Raw genomic sequence first — 22,220 nt, 5'->3', positions numbered from 1 at the left:
GGTGGAAATTATTTGGATTGTTGATTGCCATGTTGTTGGTTTTTAGCGCCGCAATGGTTGAACAGATTTACTTCATTATTTGTCGGCTAACTCCTTCAACCTATTTTTTGCTTCTTCATACCGAGGGTTTATTTGAAGGGCTTTTTTATACACCTGAATAGCGGCTTCCTTTTGGTTGAGCGCAAGGTAAATGTTGCCCATGTTAACCAGCACTAAATCCTTGTCCGGAAACTCTTTCACATTGTTTTCCGAAATGATTTTTGCGTCCTCATATCTTTTTAAAGTAAGGAGCTGTTCGGCAATGAAGTTCATCGAAATCCAATCGATGTAATAATGCTCCGCATCCGCTTTCATTTTTTTGTATTCGGCCACTGCTTTTTCTGCGCCGAGTTGATTGATGTAAGTTTCCATTTTTTTGTGCACCGGCTGCTTCAAAACAACGGGCTGGTTGTATAGGACTTTGTACAAATTATTGGTGATGCCAAAAAAATCGGTTGGCGAACTATTACAAAGAACGACCACTACAGTCTTCGTGGTGGGAACTCGGCGGATAAAAGAAATAAACCCATCAGTCATGCCCAGGTGAAAATTGGAGGCGACACTATCCGTTTTTGTGTATTTAAATTGTTGATTAAACCACCCATACCCATACCGAGCCAATTCAATGCCAGGAGTAAACATTTCAGCTGTCAGTTCTTTATTCAGCAAGGTGTTATTGGCCAAAGCCATGTGGAATTTGAAAAGGTCTTCCACCGTTGAGTAAAGATCGCCAGTGCCCATTGTATTGGATTGATCCCTGAAATCCGATGAAGTATACCCTCCGAAACTATAATCATAACCCGTGGCCCGCTTGGGTACAATTTGGGTGTGATAATACGACCCTGAGTCATTCATTTTCAGCTTTTTAAAAATGTCCTCCGACATGAGTTCGGCATAGGATTTTTTGGTGACCCTTTCCATGATGTAGCCCAACGTAAAATACCCCCAACTACTGTAAGCATAGTGGGTGCCGGGTGTAAAGGCCAGCGGTGCGTCGATAAATACCTTTACATATTCTTCGCGAGTGAAATTTTGACGACTTATTCTTGGGAAAAAGTCTTTGATGATGTCATAATTGGGGATGCCAGAGGTATGGCCAAGCAATTGCCGGATGCTTACTTTTGCCGCAGGTTTGTTTTTAAATTCGGGTAAATAAGCTTCAATCGTGCTGTCTAAATGAATCAAGCCTTTTTGCACTTGGATGAGCATTAAGGTGGCGGTGATAGGCTTTGAAACAGAGCCAATCATAAACTTTGTGTCGGTCTGATTGGGAATATTCCATTCCCGATTGGCCAGGCCAAAGGCACCCTTGTAAACAATTTCCCCATTTTCAGCCACCAATACCGCCCCATCAAACATGTTGTAGTTGTGATAGGTTTTCATCATTTCGGCTAACTTGGTCTTTTTGTCTTGACTAAAACCTGTTTGCCCAAGGATGAGGCTGATGAGTAGAAGGAGGATTTTTTTTGGGTACATGGTCTGTCGGTTAAGGGTTTTGTAAGCGATACTTTTCTGGTTTGGTTCCCGTTCGTTCAATCACTTTCCTTGCTTCTAAATCCAGTTTTACCGTCTCCCCATACCATTGAACGCCACCTTCAAAGTTATCCTTTACATTGGCGTACAATTGCTCCATCAGCTCGGTGTGCGTCAGCTCGGATTGGCTCAAAATGGACAAGATCTGCTCCTTGATTGCCTCGTATTTTTCCAGGGCAATGCGCTTGTTCGTTTTGCCAGGTAAGGGATGTAGGGTTTGAATTTGTTCTCCTTTCATTTTTTTGCAAGTTGAGTAACAACGGTTACGACCCAAGTCAAAAGCATTAAAACAGCCCCCAATAATACAAAATTTATGAGAACGGGCTTAGTGGCTAATGGGTTGCCAATCTTCGCATTTCGAAGCAAAACAACGCCAAAAAAGTAGAACAGACCCCGCTGGTACAATGTCGCACTTGTGCCAGCGAGGGCTTAAAAAGTAGCTTTTTACAGGCATTATACCAGCGCACGATTAGATCAATTCACCGATGTGCATATGAATGTTTCGACTGATTTTGTCTAGTGGCAAGTCATTTTCATCGGCACCAAAAGGCTCTTCAATTTCTTCCGCAATGATTTCCAAACTGGCCAATACGTAAAAGATAGAAGCCACAATGGGCACCACATAATAGCCTAGCGAAAATACATAGCCAAAGGGTAGCGTCATGATGTAAAAAAAGATGAACTTTTTGATGAATACACTGTAGGAATAAGGAATAGGAGTATTGCGGATGCGCTCACAAGCACCGCAAATGTCTGTAAAAGATTGGAGCTCAGGATTAAGAAAAATCAGGTGATCGCCGCTTAACTTACCTTGTTCAGCCAGAGACAATATGCGACCGTACATCAGAGCCGCAATTTGATTAGGGATATGTTTTTCGTTGTCAAGTTTTTCTTGCAAGCCTTTGGGCAGTTTGTCAAATAGTTCCACGCGGGTATCCTCGCTGCTCAGGTGTCTTTGTAATGCGGAAGCATAGGCTGGGATCATGACTCGAAAAAAATCCTTTTCCTCCTGCTCGTTGCGCAGCAGGGCGGCCAACTTCATGGCAAGGTTGCGGCTGGTGTTCACCAGGGCGCCCCAGAGCCTCCGGCCTTCCCACCAGCGTTCATAAGCCGTGTTGGTGCGAAAGACCAGCAAAAAGGAGATCACAAAACCCAATAAAGTATGCATCACCGAAACATTGCGTACATGGCTCTTTTCACTCAATTGCCATATTTCTATTTCAAGGTAAGCCACACCCGCTGAATACAGCGAAATCAATACAATCATTGGGAATAGACGCCGAACGGTATCCGAACGGTGAAAACGGAAAATAAAAGTGATCCAATCCTTTGGGTTATGACTAATCATGCTGCCTATTTTAGAAAAATCGTTTTTTAACATGCGCTTATTTCAGCGCAGGTTAAAAAATTATTGGTTTGCTCCAACCCGCGTGGACATTGGACATTGATTATTGAATATTGGACATTGAAAAAATCACTCCTCCCATCCCATCGTTCGCTCTACTGCTTTTTGCCAGCCTTTATAGAGTTTAGTCCGCGCCTCATCCGTCATATTGGGATGAAAAGCCCGATCCAGGTGCCATTTGTTTTGCAGGTCTTCCATCGTCCAGAATCCGCAAGCCAAACCTGCTAGGTAAGCAGCGCCGAGGGCAGTAGTTTCGATGATTCTGGGACGCTCTACGCTTACCCCCAGGATATCCGCCTGAAATTGCATCAAGAGGTTGTTGGCACACGCGCCGCCATCTACGCGCAAAACCGCCAGTGGTGTACCTGCGTCTTTTTCCATTGCCCCCAGCACGTCTTTGGTCTGGTAGGCCAGCGACTCCAGGGTGGCGCGGATGATGTGCGATTTTTGCGTGCCCCGTGTCAAGCCAAAAATGGCACCCCGCGCGTACATGTCCCAATATGGCGCGCCCAGGCCTGCAAAGGCAGGTACCACGTAAACCCCATCCGTACTGGGCACTTTCATGGCAAAAAACTCGGAATCCGGCGATTCATCGATGATCTTTAGTCCATCACGCAGCCATTGGATGGCGGCTCCGGCAATGAACACACTGCCTTCCAACGCGTAATGCACTTCACCATTCAAGCCCCAGGCAATGGTAGTCAGCAAGCCTGCGTTGGATTGGATGCGCTCCTTGCCCGTATTCATCAGCATAAAACAACCCGTACCGTAAGTATTTTTGGCTGCGCCGGGCTGAAAACAACCCTGACCAAAGAGGGCAGCTTGCTGGTCTCCCGCAATGCCACCGATGGCAATCTCTGCACCAAAAAGGTCTGCACTGGTATGGCCATACACCTGGCTGGAAGGACTCACTTGAGGCAACATACTGGCTGGCACGCCCAGTACACCGAGCAAATGTTGGTCCCATTCCAGTTTTTGGATGTTGTACAGCAAGGTGCGCGAGGCATTCGAATAATCGGTGATGTGCACTTTACCGCCGGTCAGTTTCCAGACCAACCAGGAGTCAATGGTTCCAAACAATAAATCTCCCCGCTCTGCTTTTTCTCTTGCACCGTCTACATTGTCCAGAATCCATTTTACCTTCGTGCCCGAAAAATAGGCATCCACCACCAAACCTGTTTGCGCTTTTATGTACGCTTCTTCGCCTTGGGCTTTGAGTTCATCACAAATCGCGGCGGTACGGCGGTCTTGCCACACAATGGCATTGAATACGGGTTGGCCGGTATTTTTGTCCCAAACCACCGTTGTTTCGCGTTGGTTGGTGATGCCGATTCCCGCAATTTGATGCGGTTGAACGCCGTTAGCCTGGAGTACTTCGCGGGCAACCGCAAGTTGAGTGTTCCAAATTTCGAGCGGATTGTGCTCTACCCAACCTGGCTGAGGGTAAAATTGGGTAAACTCCTGCTGGCGTACGCCAGCTACGTTGCCATCGTGGTCAAACAAAATGGCGCGAGAACTGGTGGTGCCTTGATCGAGGGCAAGAATGTATTTTTGCATGATTGAAAAAGGAGAATTTAAGCAGTGGTTAAAACTAATTTGAGGTTAATCTCATTTAGAGGAGTTGAGGAAGGAGGGGGTTGCGCCTTCGGTCGCTGAGCGTAGCCGAAGCGCCGAAGCGACTGGAGGCGCAACCCACTCCTTCTTCAACTCCAAATATAAAATTTTTTTGTGCAAAATGATTGCACCCCAAAAAAACGCTATACTAACCACAATACTCGACATGGACGTAACCATCCTCCCTTATCCAACCGTGCCACAACTGGCCTCCAAAGACGTAGCCTACGCCACCCAAAATCCGGCGCTGCGTCCCTTTTATCAATACAGCCCAACCCTGGATGCTTTCAAGCAGACCATTGAAGATAAATCTGGTAGTGCCATCAATCGGGAAATTTTGGTAGCTGCCTTGCGCACGCAATACCAGGGACTCAACATCCATTCCAATGTAAACCTGAACATCGAGTTGTTGGCCAGCCCCAATACTTTTGCAATTGTAACGGCCCACCAACCCAGCCTATTCACCGGGCCCTTGTTTTATTGGTACAAGATCTTCACTGCGATTAATCTGGCTGAAGAGTTGCGCATGACTTATCCTGATTACAGCTTCGTACCCGTTTTGGTGAATGGCGCAGAAGACCACGATTTTGACGAAATCAACCACGCGAACCTTTTTGGCAAAACCTTGCGCTGGGAACACGATGCAGTAGGCGGTTCTTGTGGCGATATGTCGACCGCTACCCTGGCTCAGGTTTTGGAACAACTAAAAGAGGTGTTGGGAGAAAGCGAAAATGGCAGTTTTATCTACCAGCAAATCGAGTCTGCATACACTGGTCACGAATTGTACGCCGATGCCACCATCGATCTGGTGAATCGCCTCTTTGGCAAATACGGCCTGGTGGCGCTGAACATGAACATTCCAGCCTTCAAGCGCCTGTTCATCCCGATCATGCGGGAGGAGCTGTTTCAGCAAAGTTCACAGGCATTGATCTCGGTTGCGCAAGAGGCGTTGACGGCTGCTGGTTTTTCTGGTCAGGCGCATGCCCGCGACATCAACCTGTTTTACCTGCAACCCAATCGCCGCGACCGCATTGTGCGCGATGGCGATTTTTTCAGCGTTTTGAATACCGATTTGCGCTTTACGCCTGCTGAAATGGAAGCAGAACTGGAGGCGCATCCAGAAAAATTCAGCCCCAATGTGGTGCTGCGCCCTTTGTTTCAAGAATTGATACTCCCCAACCTGGCTTATGTGGGTGGTGGTGGCGAAATCGCGTATTGGTTGGAGCGCAAAAGCCAGTTTGCCCATTTTGGCATCAATTTTCCGGTGTTGATCCGCCGCAACTCTTTGCTTTGGATCGACAAAGCTACGTCTGGCCGCATGGAAAAACTCGGTTTGCGGGTGCAAGATCTGTTCATCGATACCGAATTTCTGATCAAGCAATACGTGGCACTCAACTCGGAAGGAGAACTGAGTCTCCAGTCAGAAATGGCTCAATTGAAGACCCTGTTTGAGCAAGTGCGCATAAAAGCGTTGAGCGTGGATCCAACCTTGGAAAAAGCAGTATTGGCAGAAGCAGTCAAGCAGGAAAAAGTACTGGAGCAACTGGAAGGCCGCCTGGTACGCGCCGAAAAACAAAAACACGAAACGGGCATCAATCAGATTCGCAGTTTGAAAGAGAAGTTGTTTCCAGGCAATGGCTTGCAGGAAAGGACGGATAATTTTCTGAATTTTTATATGAAATACGGGGAAGGTTTTGGCGAAGCCCTAAAAGAAGTGATCGATCCTTTTGTGGAGGGATTTGTGGTGGTGCGGGATTAAGTATGACGCAAAAAATTCCTGATTTCTCTCTATCTTTCCGTTCTTAATTCGCGGCAAATATGTGCAAATCAACCAGAGGCTATACCATCCTTTTTATCCTGACCCTATTAACCTTGCCTCTTTTCGCTCAATCCTCGGTTTTGCCGATGGATACGGCCAGGTCAAACAGTCCAATTCCTCTTCCAGAGTTGGCAGAAGAATTGGGCAATTCCGAGCTTTTTCTGCGCAACCAACTTTGGCCAGCCCTGCGACAAAGTACAGTACTCAGAGACGTACATCAATCGGTAGATTCCTTGCGTCGAGCCGCGGATAGCTTGCAAAAAACCTCCAATTATGTGTGGGAGCAACAGGTGGCCAGCCGCATCAGTGGAAGTTTGGCCGGGCGCTGGCGCCGCTATTTCCGACAGTCTCAGGCAGATGAAAACCAACTGCAAGGCTACTCTGCTCAGCTCCAAACCTTGCGCGACGAATTGAGCAAAAAAAAGATCATCTGGGAATTGACCGAGGTGTCTTTCTCTAAAGATATTCCTGCGGAAGTGCGCCAACGCGTGGATTCATTGCAAATGGAACTCAATAAGGCCGACACGGCCTTGCAGCGCCGTTCCAACGAGTTGCTCAGTTTGCAAAGCAGTGTACTCGACCAAAAACTCCTGAACCAGTACCATTTGTCCAACATGGAGGGTCTGGAGAAACTGGAGTTGCAAAGCATGCTCAGCAATCGCCGTCAGATCCTGTTTGAGGTACCCTTGAGTGCCAAATCCAGTGCGGAACAAAGCTACCGCAAAGTAGCCCTGGATTATTTCAAAAAAGAATTCCAGGAGTTTCTGCGCAACAATCGCGACCGGATGTTCCTGCACTTGATGCTTTTTTTGGGTATCGGGTTGTTTTTTATGTTGGGCAATTCTTTTTTCAAAAAAGACCGCAAATACAATCGGCAGGAAGAATTCAACCTCGCCACCGAGATTGTTTTTTCCAAACCCCTCACTACTGCATTCTTGATCACCCTCTTGATGACGCCACTGCTTTACCCCAACAGACCTTCGGTATTCAGTGAAATAATCGTAATGGCCTTGATTGTGCCATTTGTGGTCATTGTGCCAAGATTTGTGATCCCCAACATTCGCTGGAGCATCTACCTGGTCGGTGCGCTTTTTTTTGTGCACCTGATGCTCAAGTCGGCCATTGCCAATCAGGTCATTTTCCGTTGGTTTATGCTACTGGAAAGCATCTTGTTGGGATTGTTTGTATTTTCAGTTGGATTCCGCGACCGACAATGGTTTCGAGAGCCCTTAACCAGTGCTGTATTTGCCCGCATCATGCAGTTTGCGGCTCCAATCTTTTTGGTGGTGGCCAGTATTGCAGTGCTAGGCAACATTGCAGGCTATGATACCCTGGCGGAAGTGTTCAACCTTTCTTTGGAAAAAATCATCCTTACCGGACTGATTATTTTCAGCGCAGCGATGGTTGTAGAAGGCTTGCTGAGGTTTGTACTCAACTTGCGTCCGGTAGAGGAAGGTAGTGTACTGGCTGTAGACCGGGGCATTTTCCTGAGCAGCACGAGCAAACTCTTGCGCATCAGTGGCGTATTGGTCTGGTTTGGATTTATTCTCAATGCCCTGCACCTCCTGGGGCCATTGGAGTATGCTTTTGGGCAATTCTGGAGCGCAGGGTACAGCTTTGGCACCATCCGGCTCACTGTGGGCGGGGTATTGGGATTCTCTGGTATTATAGCAGGTTCTTGGCTGATTGGAAAATTATTGAAATACCTTTTGGAAGAAGAAATCCTGGAGCGTTTCCAGTTTGAATACGGAATCCCGATGGCCGTTGGCCACATTGTGCATTACCTATTGGTTTTCTTGGGCGTATTGTTGGCCATCGGTTATATTGGTTTTGACCTACAAAAATTGAGTCTGGTCATAGCAGCCCTCGCCATCGGATTGGGATTTGGCCTGCAAAGTTTTGTAGCAAACATCTTGGCTGGCTTGGTTTTGATTTTTGAGCGCCCTTTCCGGGTTGGTGATAGTATTGTGGTCAATGGAGAAGAAGGGGAAATCCTGGAAATTAAATTGCGCAGCAGCCGCATTCGAAAAATTGAAGGGGGAATTCTGGTCATTCCCAATACCGATCTTATCCACAAGCAAGTCGTCAGTCACGCCAGATCTGCTGGGCCCAGAATGTATGAGTTGTCAATTGGCACAAGTGCAAATTCTGACCCCAAACGGGTAATGGAAATGGTCAAAGCTTGCGCAATCCGGGAAGAAGCAGTACTCACGCAGCCCGAGCCAATGGTGAATTACGGAGGTATGGATGCCAATGGTCAGCAGGTGTTCAGCATCCAGTTTTGGACCAATTACCCTGGCAAACAAGCACGAAACAGTCTTTCTTCAAGAATATATACCACTTTGCGGAACGAAGGGCTGCTCTGATTTACCAAAGAAATTTGTGTAGAGGGGAAAAATCCTTAAAAATTATTTTTTTGAGTCCCCTGATTCTTCTTTTTTATTCTTAATTTTCAATTTAGGTAAAATTCATTGCCCATATTTGGGAATATTTCAAAGAAATACTTGTACTTTTGTCATACAACTAAAGCAACACCAAACTTTTTTTTCACAACTGCTTTTAGAATATTCAACTAAAGCTTTAAAACGGAAACGGTATGACACAATTGATTACGAACAAGCCGATGGCTACGTTCAGCTTTGTGCTGCTCCTCATTATCTCTGCCATCGCGTCGGTATATCCGGCCACTTTTCCAACACCGGCTGAGGGAGTAACATTTGATTCAGGAAACGTCGCATGGATGCTGGTTGCCTCCAGTATGGTACTGCTGATGACACCTGGACTTTCCTTTTTCTACGGTGGTATGGTAAGCTCAAAAAACATCATCTCAACCATGTTGCAAAGCTTTATCGCACTGGGTATCATCAGTGTGATCTGGTATGTAGTAGGGTTTAGTTTGGCCTTCGGTGATTCACTAGGCGGGTTTGTTGGCAATCCACTGACGCACTTCATGTTCAACGGAGTAGGCACTGCACCTGCAGCCAACCCTGGCATCAACCAAGGTATTCCTTTTGTATTGTTTGCAGCCTTCCAGTTGAAGTTTGCGATCATTACTCCTGCCTTGATCACTGGCTCATTTGCTGAGCGGGTGCGTTTCTGGAGTTACATCATCTTCATTGTACTGTGGAGTATCTTGATCTACTCTCCATTGGCGCACTGGGCATGGCATCCAGAAGGATTCTTGTTCAAAATGGGCGTTCTCGACTTTGCGGGTGGTACGGTAGTACACATCTCTGCTGGCGTCGCGGCACTGGTTGGCGCAAGAGTATTGGGTAGAAGAAAAACCCACGTTGAAGGACACTCTCACGCAGTATTGTATACACCTTACGTGATCCTGGGTACTGGTTTGCTCTGGTTCGGTTGGTTCGGATTCAACGGTGGTTCTGCATTGGCTGCAAATGGCCAGGCGGTAACTGCTTTCGTCAACACCAACCTGGCTTCAGCTGCTGCGGCTATTGCCTGGATCCTGGTTGACACCATGCGCGGTCGCAAACCATCTGCATTGGGTGCCTGTATTGGTGCCGTAGTAGGTTTGGTAGCGATTACCCCTGCTTGCGGTTACATCAACTTCGGACCAAGTTTGCTGATCGGTGCAGTTGCTGCTACCGTATCCAACTATGCGGTTGTACGCAAGTCTCGCACCAGTCTGGACGACACATTGGATGTGTTCCCATGTCATGGTATTGGAGGTATCGTTGGTATGTTGATGACTGCCATCTTTGCTACTGAGTCTTTCGGTGGTTTGATTGCTACTGGCAACCCAAAACTGTTGATCAGCCACTTGATTGCATTGGCAATTGTAGTTACTTACACCGGTGTAGGTTCTTGGTTGGTTTTCAAATTGACCAACTTGATCTCTCCGTTGCGGGTATCTGAAGACCAGGAAGAAGAAGGTCTGGACATCAGCCAACACGAAGAAACAGTTGTTGAATTGGCACTATAATCAAGCGTTAATTCAGGATAAAGAAAAACGGGTCTCGTGCATGGCATCAGACCCGTTTTTTGTTGTTGCCATCGGAATAGGTTACCGCAAAAATAATTGCTTATCTTTAAAAGCAAATACACCAAACCATGGAAAAGCACCCAAATCAAGTCCTGATTGAAACCTTTTATACCTCTTTCCAAAACAAGGATTACCAGGGCATGCAAGCTTGCTATGCCGATGAAGCCACCTTTAGCGACGAGGCATTTCGCAACCTCAATGCGGCTCAGGCACGCGCCATGTGGGAGATGTTGATCCGCAATGGCAAAGACCTCGAACTAGAATTCAGGGACATCACCGCCAATGATACCCACGGCAGCGCCTATTGGGAAGCCCGCTATACCCTATCCTTGACGGGCCGCAAAGTGCTCAATAAAATCAAAGCCAGTTTTGAATTTGAAGGTGGAAAAATCAAAAAACACGTGGATCGTTTTAATTTTTACAGTTGGGCCAGACAAGCTTTTGGGTTGACCGGAGTACTGCTTGGTTGGACCTCTTTTTTCAAAAACAAAGTCAGTACTACTGCAATGGGCAATTTGGCGAAGTTTATGCAAAAGGGGTAAATTAGCTCAATCAAAATAGAATATCATTTTTTGCACAATCGATTGCGCAAAATTTGCTTTCTTTGTTGTGCCCTTTTTTTGCTCAGATTCTGCCTTTGAGTATGTTTAAATGTTTTTTTAAGCATACTCCTAACCATAAAAAATGAAACCCAATAAAGAGGTTACGATTCACGACCTTGCCGCTGAACTGAACGTAGCACCTTCCACCGTGTCACGAGCGCTCAAAGAACACCCCAGCATCAGTAAAGAGACCATTCAATTGGTAAAAAAGCTCGCTCAGGAAAGAGGGTATCGCCCCAACCAAATTGCAGCCAGTCTGCGCAACAGCAAAACCAACACCATTGGCGTAATCATCTCCCTGATCAATCGCCCCTTCGTTTCTTCTCTGATCAGTGGAATCGAAGATACCGCCCGTCAGGAAGGCTACAATGTGTTGATCTCCCAATCGCATGACAGTTATGACCATGAAGTGGCCAATGCTAAAGCTTTGTACAACAGTCGCGTAAGTGGTTTGATCGTTTCACTGGCTACCGAGACCTTACAGTACGATCATTTTGAAGAGTTTTTCCGCAGCAACATTCCCGTGGTTTTTGTAGATCGGGTTCCGGAAGAGGTAGCTTCCCATCGCGTGATCATCGACAATTTTGCAGCAGGTTTTATGGCCACGGAACACCTGATAGCGCAAGGATGCAAGCGCATCGCTCATTTTGTAGGCTCACAACACCGCAATGTATACAAAGAGCGTTTTCGAGGGTACCGCGAAGCTTTACAAAAACACCATCTCCCCATTGAAGAGGAACTGATGATTTCTGGCAACAGCCTGAGCCTGGAAGAAGGCACCAAATTGGCCAATCAATTGTTCAGTTTACCCAATCCTCCCGATGGCCTTTTTTGCCCCAATGATACCACTGCGATCAGTGCCATCCAATGCGCCAAAAAACGGGGCATCAAAGTACCCGAACAATTGGCCATTATCGGATTCAACAACGATCCCATCTCTTCGATCATCGATCCTCCCCTCTCCACCATTACCCATCCAGCAGTGGAGATGGGCAAAATTGCAGCACAGCAATTGCTCAAGCACAGCAAACACAAAGAAAAATTTTCACACGAAACGGTGGTTTTAAAGACGGAGTTGTTGGTGCGGGAGTCTTCCCTGAGGACAATCTAACTGGTGGATTTTGACTTCTTTCTTTCGCTTCTGAAAAAAATATTTCTGGAGTACTTGTTTCTTGTTTACATTTATCGCAATATTGCGATAAATAAATAAACAATGGGCGCAACCAAAACAGATCACTTTACTCCCCGTCAAAATCAACTGGCAACCCTGGCAAAAGCACTGGGGCATCCCGCCAGGATAGCCATTATGGATTACTTGCTAAAGGTAGACACCTGCATATGCGGCGATATTGTGAACGAACTGCCACTGGCGCAACCCACCATCTCCCAGCATTTGAAAGAACTCAAAAATGCGGGTTTGATCAAGGGCAACGTAGAAGGAAATGCCATTTGCTATTGCATCGATGAAACCGCACTGGAAGTCATGCAAAGTTATTTCACCAATATTTCGGAAGGGATGTTGGCCAAAAAATCAAAATGTTGTTAACCACTAAATCTATACACATGAACCACGAATTTCCAAGAATGCACGTAAGCCTGTACGTAAGTGATCTGGCCAAAACGCTTGCATTTTATACCTCGTTTTTCGGACAGGCGCCTGAAAAGGTAAAACCAGGGTACGCAAAATATACACTGAGTCAACCCTCGCTGATCATTTCATTTGTCGAAAACAAGGATCGGGTACAATCCAATTTTGGGCATATGGGTTTCCAGGTAGAGACCCTCGAAGAGTTGAACACCAAACTCGCTTCCGCGAAGGAACAAAATCTGGTATCCAAAGAGGAAATTGGCACCAATTGCTGTTACGCCACGCAAGACAAATTTTGGGCCAACGATCCGGATGGGGTACAATGGGAGGTTTATTACTTTCATCAAGATGCCGAATTCAACGATCCACACTACGAGCTGGCAACCGCATCGGCTTGCTGCACCGTTTCCGCAGCGCAGGTAAAAAGCGATTGTGGCTGCAATGCAAACGTTGCAACCGAGGCCGTAGTGGAAAAAGCTGCTTGTTGTTGAGCAGAACGCGTTCTTTAGTCAAAAGACCAGACTAAATCACTCACATTACGCAGCACCAATAATATTTCGTCTAATCTAAAATATCCACGGCAATGCGAAAAAGGCCTTATTGAAATCCCGATTTTGCGGAAGTGGAGGCGGGTTAAGCGAAAAACTGTTTGAGTCCCGACGCAGGAGGGACGAGTTTTTTTCGCGCCGCCGGAGCTTTCGCAAAATCGTAGGATTTCAATACAGCCTTGATTTTTTTGGTTACTTTTTGCATCAGGCAAAAAGTGACAAGTATTCAATAGCGGTTCAACTGCTCAGCACATCCGTAGAAATTTTATCGTTTGCAACGACCTGAATACAGCGTTTACTGCGGAATGTGAGTGAATTAGAATTCGGAGGGTTTCAACACAGAAACCCTCCGAAAACCGCTAACGGTTGATTATTCCTTGATGAATTTAACTGATCCCATATTCTTACCGCCCAAGATAAAATTGGCCAGGTAAGTACCAGTAGGATAGTTTGCAACATTCAAAGTAAGGTTGCCTGAACCCAGGCTGCCTTTGTCAAATTTGAATGCACCAACCTGGCGACCACTCAAATCCAAGACCCTTACCAACAAATCCTGATTGCCAGGGAGGGTATGCACGATCGACACTTCGTTGACGGCAGGGTTCGGGTAAGCGATGCGGATGTAGCGTCCAAAATCTGCCTGAAGGTCTTTCAAACTGGTTACCCCATTCCGGTACAAGCGGGCAATTTCGGCAGTAGTCAGTGCTACATTGTAGATTTTCAATTCGTCCAAAGCACCGATGAAGTATTGTCCACCATCCACGGCGTTGTTGCCAATGCCCATGGGGCGGGTGGTGGGATTCAACACACCTACGGCAGGCTTGCGGTTTACTTCCTTGCCATCGATGTAGATGACATCGTCTTTGCCATCGTGTACCATGGTTACATGCCACCAATCACGCAAAAGCAGTTCGTTGCCATCTTTGGCATCCATGTCCGAGATGAAATTCGGGAACTGGGTGTTTTTGCTATTGGTTGTCCATACAATGCGCTTGTGCTGAGGCAGCGAAATTTTAAAGCGTTGATCCCAGTGGCCAAAATCGATGATGTATGCTTCGGCGTCCTTGGCATTGATGCTGTCTACCCGAATCCAGAAGCTCACCGTGGTGAAATCAGAAATCAGCTGCACCCCGTTAGGTACCAATACTGAATCCTTTACGCCATCAAACTTGAGGGCTTTACCGCCCGGGCGCAAACGATTTTTAACGGTTTCAAACACCGGATTTCCACCAATAACGCCGTGGTTGTTGTAAGGCGTCGCATCGTTGGCATTGCCTTCGAAAGGATACCAGGCAACCAGACCTGGCTCGCTGGTCACAAGTTTTGGCTTTGTGGTAACGGTTACATCGGCATAATCGGAATTGTTGCCCGCTTTATCGAAAGCATAAACCTCAAAGGTGTAAGGGGTGACCGCTTCCAATCCAGAAACCACAAACGAAGTTGCAGTACCCGCTAGCGTATCCACTACTTTGCCATCGACCAAAACGACATACCCGACAACCTGGCGATCATCAGTTGAAGCCACCCAGGATAGGACTACCGTAAAAGTACCCACATCTGCTTTGAGCGCACCTGGTTTAGTAGGTGCCTTCGTATCGGGGCTGGCATCCTCGCCCGTTTTAATGGTTGTACTGGTCAGCTTAGACTCATTGCCCGCCGCATCCAGCGCAGTAACGCCAAATACAAAGCTGGTCAATGGTTTCAATCCCACTACTGCTGCTTCTGACAGCGCAGTCGTGGCTATTTTTTTGCCATCCTGAAAAATATTGTAAGCCGTAACCCCAACATTGTCAGCGGCATCCCGCCAATCCAACGAAACGGTGGTATTTTTAGCCAATGCGACCAGATTCAGCGGAGCATCAGGTGCAATCGTGTCGCTGAGTACAGGTGCAATGGCTTGGGCTTTGTACAGAGAATCAATCTGCGCATCGCTTAAGGCTTTTTTAAAGATCAGGATATCGTCCAGTTGGCCATCCAAAACCGAACCACCATCGATGATGTTGAAACCAATGCCCAGGGGCTTGGTGGTTTTGTTCAGTTTGCCCGGTACATTTTTAGTTGCTACAGGTTTGCCGTTGATGAAAATCTTGTCTTGTGTGCCGTTGTGTACCATGGCCACTTGTGTCCATTTGCCCGTCACCAGGGCATTGCCATCACCAGAGTCCATGTCGGAAATACCGCCTTCGTAATTGGTTGTCCAAACCGGCTTGCCATGACTGGGCAGTGAGATTTTCCAACGTTCTTGCCAGCCGCCAAACGACAACAAGAATGCTTCACCGTTGCCGGGTAGGTTGTTGATTTTTGTCCAAAAACTCACGGTGGTAAAATCGGAATTGAGCTGCGCAGAATTGCTGGCGCTCACTTCGGTGGTTTTGCCATCCAACAACAGCGCTTTGTTCGACTTGTTGAAGCGGTCTTTGTCCAGTACTGCCTTGCCCAGGTTGGCGTGGTTGCGGTAGGCGGTAGCATCTTCGCCGTTGCCGTTGAATTTGTATTCCGCTACCAGGTCACCCGCTATTGGAGTGGGTAGTTTTTGGGCATCGAACAAATTCGTTACCTCGAGCGCGCTGAGCGCACGGTTGTAAATTTGCAGATCGTCCAGACTGCCTTTGAAAAAGTTGTTGTTGTCGATGTTGCTGTACCCCAGGGCCAGATCGTATTTGGTAGCGTTGAGGCTGCCCACAACGGCTTTTTCATTCACTTTTGCCCCATTAAAATAGATGATGTCTTTGAGGCTGTCGTGTACCATCACCACGTGCGTCCAGGTATTGAGGATCAAAGGCGTACCAGAATCCATGTCGGAAATGCCGTTGGCATAATTGGTGGTAAAAACCGGCTTGCCATGACTCGGCAAAGAGATTTTCCAACGTTCCTGCCAGCCACCATGAGAAAGAATGTAGTATTCACCGCTGCCAACAAATGTTTTTACATTGATCCAAAAGCTGATGGTGGTTTTGGGGCTGTTGTAAGCCACAGAATTGGCGACATCCACATGTTCAGCTCCATTGAAGCTTACTGCGTTGTTGGCCAGGCTAAAGCGATCGGTACTGAGCGGTGCGCCGCTACTGACGCCATCGTTTTTGAAAGCAGTACCATCCTGGAAGTTGCCCGCAAATTTGAATTCTGCTACCAATGGAGACGGCGTAACTGGAGACGTAGACTGAGCGGTATACAAGTCTTTGACCTGCTGCAAGCTCAAATTGGTATTGTACAATTGCACTTCGTCCAAATCACCATCAAAGAAGTTGCCACCGTCGATGGGGTTGTAACCGATGCCCAAGGGGAATTTGGTGGCGTTGAGGTTGCCCACAACGTTTTTGGAATTGGCCAATACGCCATTCAGGTAAATGATGTCTTTGAGGCTATCGTGCACCATCACCACATGCGTCCATTTGCCGGGTACGAGGGCATTGCCATCGCCAGAATCCATGTCGGAAATGCCATTGGCATAATTGGTGGTAAATACGGGTTTGCCGTGGCTAGGCAGGGAGATTTTCCACCGTTCTTGCCAGCCGCCGTGAGAAAGCAAAAAGACTTCGCCGTTGGCGGGCAGTTTGTTCACTTTTACCCAAAAGCTGATCGATGCTTTGGGCGAATTGAGGGGCGCAGTTGGTGGCGCGGTCAATTGAGAAGAAGTGCCATTAAAACGATAGGCTGAGTTGCCAAAACCGAAACGATCGGTTCTTGGAGTGAGGTCTTTGCCTTCCGCGTGATTGGCCAGAATGCCTTGGTCTTTGGTGTTGCCTGAAAAAGCATAATGGCTCAACAAACCTTTGGCCAACAAGGGTGCAGTACCTTGGGCAGCGTACAAGGCAGCAATTTCCGGTCCAGTGAGCGCATCTCCAAAGACGTTGAGTTCATCCAGGTCTCCGTTGAAAAAATTGCCTCCATCTACCGCATTAAAGCCAATTCCAAAGGGCTTGCTGGTGTTGCTAAGGTTGCCTACTACGGCTTTTTCGGCCACTTTTACCCCGTTCATGTAGATGAGGTTTTTGGCGCCATCGTGCACAAAAGCCACGTGTTTCCATACTCCTGCTACCAAGGTGTTTCCATCACCGGAATCCATATCCGAAATGCCATTGGTGTGGTTGGTTGTCCAGACGGGTTTGCCATGACTGGGCAGGGAGATTTTCCAACGTTCTTGCCAGCCGCCAAAAGAAAGCAGGAAAACTTCTCCCTGAGTTGGAAGGGCTTTTACCCTTACCCAAAAGGAGACCGTGGTTTTGACTGTATTCAAAACACTGAGATTTGGTGCTTGCAAGGTGCTTTGCACCCCATCGAAGTAAAATGCCTTATTTGCCCAACCGAAACGGTCGGCGCTCAGTACGGCACCATTTACAACCGCATGGTTGCGATTGGCAGAAACATCCTTTGCTGATCCATCAAAGGGATAACTCGCTAATGGCGTTTGCCCTTTGAGCACTCCAACGTAGAGGACGCTCAAAAAAAGGAGTTTCAGCATGTGTATTTTAAATTTCATTGGGTTGTGGATTTGGCGCATCGCAGAGATGCACTTATTGTTTAATGATTAGTTGGGCTTTCACCTGCCCATTTGAAGACAGCTTCAACCAATATGAGCCTGCAGGTAGGTAAGACAAGTCGAGCGAATTGTTGCTCAACTTCTCCAGCGTCCATGCCTTGATCATTTTTCCATCGGTCTGATAGAGTTGTAGGATTCCACGGTGCTCTTTCCAGGCAGCATCTAGCAGATGGATGGAATGAGAAAACGGGTTCGGCGCGACCTGCAATGGTGCATCACTGATTGAAAACTGCTGTGTGTGCGTAGTCGTGTTGTTCTTGTATAAGTTCTTTACTTTGTCGGGAGGGAGTGCATAGTTGTACAGCCTCACTTCGTCCAATACCCCGGCAAAGTTGTATTGGGCATCGTCGGGCCACATTTGTCCAAACAGCAAGGGAAGAGTGGTTGTCCTGATTTTTCCGGTAAAAGGAGTCACGGATTCCAACTCGCCATCCAGGTAAAGCGCCAGGTAGCTGCCATCGTAAGTTGCGGTGGCTTGGTGGTATTGTCCGGGCAAAAGTTCGGTAGCAGAATCGATGTCTTTGATGCCGTTGAGGGAATTGAGTGTCCAGCGAAGCTGTCGGGTTGGAGTAAGAGACAACTTCCAGCGTTGTTGCCAACTGCCGTGCGACAACAAAAAACTCTCCCGGTCGGGCGTGGCATTGACCTTGAACCAGGTCAGGAGTGTGATGGCTTTGTCAAAATTGAGCAGCGCATTGTTTGGCACCAGGATGTGCTGGGTTTTTCCATCAAAAGAAAAAGCTTCGTCACTTATTCCATTGCGATCGGTACTAATGCGGGCACGATTTATCTGGCCGTCCAGGTGATTAGGACCCATGTCGCGGGCATCGCCTTGAAAAGGATAAAAAGCAACCAGGTCACCCTCCGCTGGTGCAAAAACCCGTACCCAGATTTTACTGCTGGTTTTTGCGCTTAAGCCCCCGGGGTCTTTGACTTCTACATTGATGGTGTACAAGCCTTCTGTACCTGGTGCTTTCCAATTGGCGTTAGCACCCACAACTTGAATGCTACCTCCGGTGGCCGACCAGGCGTAGACCAGTGGATCCTGATTGGCATCTTTGGCCAGGCAGGTAAAGGTTAAATTGCCGTTGGGTGCAGTGTATGCTGCTGACTTTTCCAGGACAATGATCTCAGGGGCTTTGTTGATGGCTGCAACTACCTTAATCAACAGGCTTGCTGTGTCTGCAAGTCCTGCACTGTCCTTTACGATCAGTCGGAGCTGAATTTGCCCTGATTCAGAAGGGGTGCTGAACTGGACGGTTTTCCCCTTACCCAACACTGTGCCTTTGTTCACCGACCACAGGTACTCCAAGGCACTGCCTTCAGGGTCGATGGCTTGTCCAAAAACGCTCACTTGGTCATTGATGACCAAAGTACTGTCTTTAACCCCGATGCCCTGAATGCGGGGTCTGGCGTTCAATTTGATTTTGGATTGACGATAGTCGACAACGACTCCATTTACCAAGAATTTGTTTTCAACATAACTGGCCACCCCTCCAGTGGGGGTCAGCACCAGCAATTGCGCTTCGTTGGCAGGAATGTAAAGCGCAACTTTGCCCTGCACGTTGGTTTGTACAAAAGCCTCTTGCAAGGTATTGTACACATCGACTGGGGCATTGCCCAAATCCAGTTCTACCCGCTGGGTTGTGGCATAAGGGTTGAACAACAGATAGGTTGGATAAGCCGCTGCGTGAAAGAAGTCGGTTTTCAATACATCCAAACAGAGGATTTTTTCAACATTGGTCTTTTTGACGATGGCGCCCAAATAGCCAATCGAAGAGGTGCTGTACAGCGAAAGATTGGTAGCCGCCCATTTTCCAGCCAAGGCGTCACCCGTTGAAACCGGAGATTTTCCACCCAGTTTTTCGCGCAGCGCTTCGTAGCCGATCACCCGATCCAGGTCGTATTGATTCGACCAGGCAGAGGCGTCTTGTTGGGCATTGGTTAAAAAGCCAGGGTAAAACAAGCGATTGGCGTTGCTCAGGTTGAGCATCCATTTGCCGATGGCCCGAGCGAAGCGCTTGTCGTAGCGCAACATCGGCACCAAAGCGGCGGCTTGCTGCACGCCATTGAGCTGGAAGGCGTAATCATTGCCCGCATCATTGGCTTCGCCGACCAGTCCAGACACATCGAATCCGCCCCATTTGCCCACGATGGTTCCCCAACCCCGCAGGGCACCGCGATTGAACGACCAGTTCAGCATTTTTTCTACATCGTAACGGGTGTTCAATTCCGCATTCATTTTGGCCGCGATGTAGGTTCCGTAAGGCAATTGCAGTTCATAGGAAGGATTATCCGGCCAGTCATTGAGGAATTCCAGGCACCATTCTGCGCCCTGGAGGTATTTTTTGTCCCCCATTCTTTGGTAGGCGTGGTACAGGAGCCAGGCAAAAGCACCGGCCGCTTCGGGTTCTTTGACTCCCGTGGTCAGGGGTTTCATTTGGTCAAAATTCCAGGCGCGGTAGTTCAGGTAAGCGCTGGTCCAGGGTGCGGCACTGCCCCCCATCTTTTTTGAAGCCTCCAGGAGGCGATCGGCAATTTTGGTAAACTGAAGTTTGGACTCTCCAAAGCCCAATGGATACAAATCGGTCAGTTGGTAAAAATAGACATTGGGCATCATATCGTACCACCAATCCTGCCCGCTGTGTGCCCCGGCATTGTTGAGGAAAAGGTTTTCGCCATTGGCTTTGTTGTAGAAATCCTGCGCCAGTACCAGCCAATTGCGGCCAAACTGCTTTTGTTTGTCTATGCCCATCAAACTCGCACCTACCAGGGAAGGCAATACGTTGATCGCTTCATTGGCTGGGTTGGGTACTCCTACATACGTGTTTAGGCCAAAGACCGGCGATGCAGGGTAATTGACCCCGGCATTTTTGAAAAAAACCAGGGGCAGGTATGTGCCCGTCTTGGTCGCATCGTACACAAAAGAATCGTATTTCAATGCGACTTGTCCCCAATTGCGGATATTGAAAGGCGCGGGTTCATTGGGCATTTGCTCAATGCGGGGAATGGGTATTTGGCCAGCTTGGGCGAACGCGAAAATGCCTATACCCCAAAACGAGAGTAAAAGTGATGTACGAAACTTGATGACATTTATGCTCATATTCAACTGATTGTTTTGGAGTCGCTTATACGATCTAGCTAAGGTGACCCCACTAAGGTGGTCTAAAGTGCCTTAAGTGGTTCAAACAAAAACTCTCCGCGCTTGCGCGCAAGAGTCATATTTTTTCTTCACCACCTAAGGCACCTTAGATCACCTTAGAAAGTATGCCCCTTTGCGCTAGTCAGTAATTGCGGATGTAAAAATTTCACAATGATCAATACCCCGGATTCTGCAGCAATTTTGTATTCAAATCCAACTCCGTTTGCGGCAGTGGAAACAACTCGTGCTTGCCCACTTTAAAGCTGCTCAGGTACTTGCTGGCCTGTCCCCAGCGTACCAGATCGAAATAGCGGTGCATCTCAAAGGCCAGTTCTACCTGGCGTTCATGGCGAATGGCTTCTTGCAGTGCCGCCTGGTCGTTTAGGGTGATCAGGGGCAGTGTAGTGGCCGGAGTTGTCGATTGTGCCCGTGCTCGCGCACGGACTTCTTCGAGTGGAATTTTTGCTTCCGTTAGCTTGTTCAGTGCGGCTTGTGCCTCCGCTTCCCAAAGCAGCACCTCGGCATAGCGTATTGCGGTGTAATTGATGTCGCCATCCGCTTTTTGGGTCGCTTCCTTGTCGGATTGGAGGTACTTGAGCGGGCTGTATTGGGTAGAAGAAAAGGAGGCAAAGTAGGTCACCCCGAAATAGTCGTCGCGATTACGGGCTACGGTGAATTTGAGTCGAGGATCGCCCGGCTCAAAAGCATCCACTAGATCTTTAGTCACTTCTGCAAAACCATAACCGCCTCCGTACTTTTTGGATGCCCACCATTGGTTGAGGGAATTGCCCAGGCCAAGTTGGAGGTTGCTGTGCTGGATTTCCCAAACCGACTCACTGTTGTTTTGGGTATTTTTCCGAAAATTATCCCGGTAGTCCGCCACCAGTTTGTAGATGCCCAGGGCTTTGATTTTTTGAATGTAGTCCAGTGCACCCGCCCAGTCTTTTTGGTAAATTTTGACTTTGGCCGCCAGGCCGAAAGCAGCGCCTTTATTTGCCCTTCCAGCCGAGGTAGCGGGGTAAGTAGGGGGCAATGCCAATGCTGCTGCCTCGCAATCTTTCAGAATTTGGGTTTGAATTTCCAGCAAACTTGCCCTAGGCAGTTTGAGTTCATCCGGTGGAAGTAAGGTGGTGATTAGCGGAACGCCGCCGTACACCTGGCTCAGGATGAAGTAGTAATAGGCACGTAGGAATTGTGCTTCGCCCAAATATCGACTTTTGAGTGCGGCATCCATTTCAATGGCGGGCACTTTGTCCAGTACCGTATTGCATTGGGTGATGCCCTTGTAATTGAGTTTCCACAAGTCGTTCAGTTCCTGGGTGCGTGGGGTAAACGTAAAAAAATCCAGTTCGGTCAAGCCGGGTCGCGAGCCGTCGCCGCCAACTAC

Annotated in this window: 14 protein-coding genes; 7 read left to right on the top strand and 7 right to left on the bottom strand. The window is 47.9% G+C overall.

The window, feature by feature from the left end; all coding sequences use genetic code 11:
* Positions 1-75: 75 nt before the first annotated feature.
* From ABW391_RS19655 to glpK, 4 genes are all read right to left on the bottom strand, one after another.
* Positions 76-1,515, bottom strand: a complete 1,440-nt coding sequence (locus ABW391_RS19655) for a serine hydrolase domain-containing protein (protein ID WP_353483614.1) — start codon at positions 1,513-1,515, stop codon at positions 76-78.
* A 10-nt stretch (positions 1,516-1,525) separates the two neighbouring features.
* Positions 1,526-1,810 (bottom strand): DUF6958 family protein, encoded by a 285-nt coding sequence (locus ABW391_RS19650; protein WP_353483613.1) that lies wholly within the window; start codon positions 1,808-1,810, stop codon positions 1,526-1,528.
* A 231-nt stretch (positions 1,811-2,041) separates the two neighbouring features.
* Positions 2,042-2,920, bottom strand: a complete 879-nt coding sequence (locus ABW391_RS19645; RefSeq protein WP_353483612.1) for a bestrophin family protein — start codon at positions 2,918-2,920, stop codon at positions 2,042-2,044.
* 126 nt (positions 2,921-3,046) lie between these two features.
* On the bottom strand, positions 3,047-4,534 hold the full coding sequence (glpK, locus tag ABW391_RS19640; protein WP_353483611.1) for a glycerol kinase GlpK: 1,488 nt from the start codon (positions 4,532-4,534) through the stop codon (positions 3,047-3,049).
* A gap of 178 nt (positions 4,535-4,712) precedes the next feature.
* Between glpK and bshC the strand changes: the two genes are divergently transcribed.
* The 7 genes from bshC to ABW391_RS19605 all read left to right on the top strand — a co-directional run bounded on the left by bshC (position 4,713) and on the right by ABW391_RS19605 (position 13,094).
* A complete protein-coding gene (gene bshC, locus ABW391_RS19635; protein WP_353483610.1) occupies positions 4,713-6,350 on the top strand; it encodes a bacillithiol biosynthesis cysteine-adding enzyme BshC in 1,638 nt (545 codons plus the stop codon).
* 59 nt (positions 6,351-6,409) lie between these two features.
* A complete protein-coding gene (locus tag ABW391_RS19630) occupies positions 6,410-8,776 on the top strand; it encodes a mechanosensitive ion channel family protein (protein ID WP_353483609.1) in 2,367 nt (788 codons plus the stop codon).
* A gap of 230 nt (positions 8,777-9,006) precedes the next feature.
* Positions 9,007-10,353, top strand: a complete 1,347-nt coding sequence (locus tag ABW391_RS19625) for an ammonium transporter (protein WP_353483608.1) — start codon at positions 9,007-9,009, stop codon at positions 10,351-10,353.
* Between the two features lie 128 nt (positions 10,354-10,481).
* Positions 10,482-10,955 (top strand): nuclear transport factor 2 family protein, encoded by a 474-nt coding sequence (locus tag ABW391_RS19620; protein WP_353483607.1) that lies wholly within the window; start codon positions 10,482-10,484, stop codon positions 10,953-10,955.
* A 142-nt stretch (positions 10,956-11,097) separates the two neighbouring features.
* A complete protein-coding gene (locus ABW391_RS19615) occupies positions 11,098-12,126 on the top strand; it encodes a LacI family DNA-binding transcriptional regulator (RefSeq protein WP_353483606.1) in 1,029 nt (342 codons plus the stop codon).
* 102 nt (positions 12,127-12,228) lie between these two features.
* Complete coding sequence (locus ABW391_RS19610) at positions 12,229-12,561, top strand: ArsR/SmtB family transcription factor (protein WP_353483605.1); 333 nt, start codon at positions 12,229-12,231, stop codon at positions 12,559-12,561.
* A 17-nt stretch (positions 12,562-12,578) separates the two neighbouring features.
* Positions 12,579-13,094, top strand: coding sequence for an ArsI/CadI family heavy metal resistance metalloenzyme (locus tag ABW391_RS19605; RefSeq protein WP_353483604.1), 516 nt, complete (start codon positions 12,579-12,581; stop codon positions 13,092-13,094).
* Positions 13,095-13,521: 427 nt separating this feature from the next.
* On the opposite strand, the gene ABW391_RS19600 is transcribed toward ABW391_RS19605, so the two are convergent.
* From ABW391_RS19600 to ABW391_RS19590, 3 genes are all read right to left on the bottom strand, one after another.
* The gene (locus ABW391_RS19600; protein ID WP_353483603.1) at positions 13,522-17,631 is read right to left on the bottom strand and encodes a LamG-like jellyroll fold domain-containing protein; all 4,110 of its coding nucleotides are present in this window, start codon (positions 17,629-17,631) and stop codon (positions 13,522-13,524) included.
* 34 nt (positions 17,632-17,665) lie between these two features.
* Complete coding sequence (locus tag ABW391_RS19595) at positions 17,666-20,794, bottom strand: LamG-like jellyroll fold domain-containing protein (RefSeq protein ID WP_353483602.1); 3,129 nt, start codon at positions 20,792-20,794, stop codon at positions 17,666-17,668.
* A gap of 214 nt (positions 20,795-21,008) precedes the next feature.
* Positions 21,009-22,220: RagB/SusD family nutrient uptake outer membrane protein (locus tag ABW391_RS19590; RefSeq protein ID WP_353483601.1), on the bottom strand; the 1,212-nt coding region annotated here is incomplete at its 5' end.

Source organism: Haliscomenobacter sp. (assembly GCF_040403615.1).
Classification (GTDB): Bacteria; Bacteroidota; Bacteroidia; order Chitinophagales; family Saprospiraceae; genus Haliscomenobacter.
The sequence above is the reverse complement of the archived record's forward strand: the minus strand, read 5'-3'. Positions and strand labels throughout refer to the sequence as shown.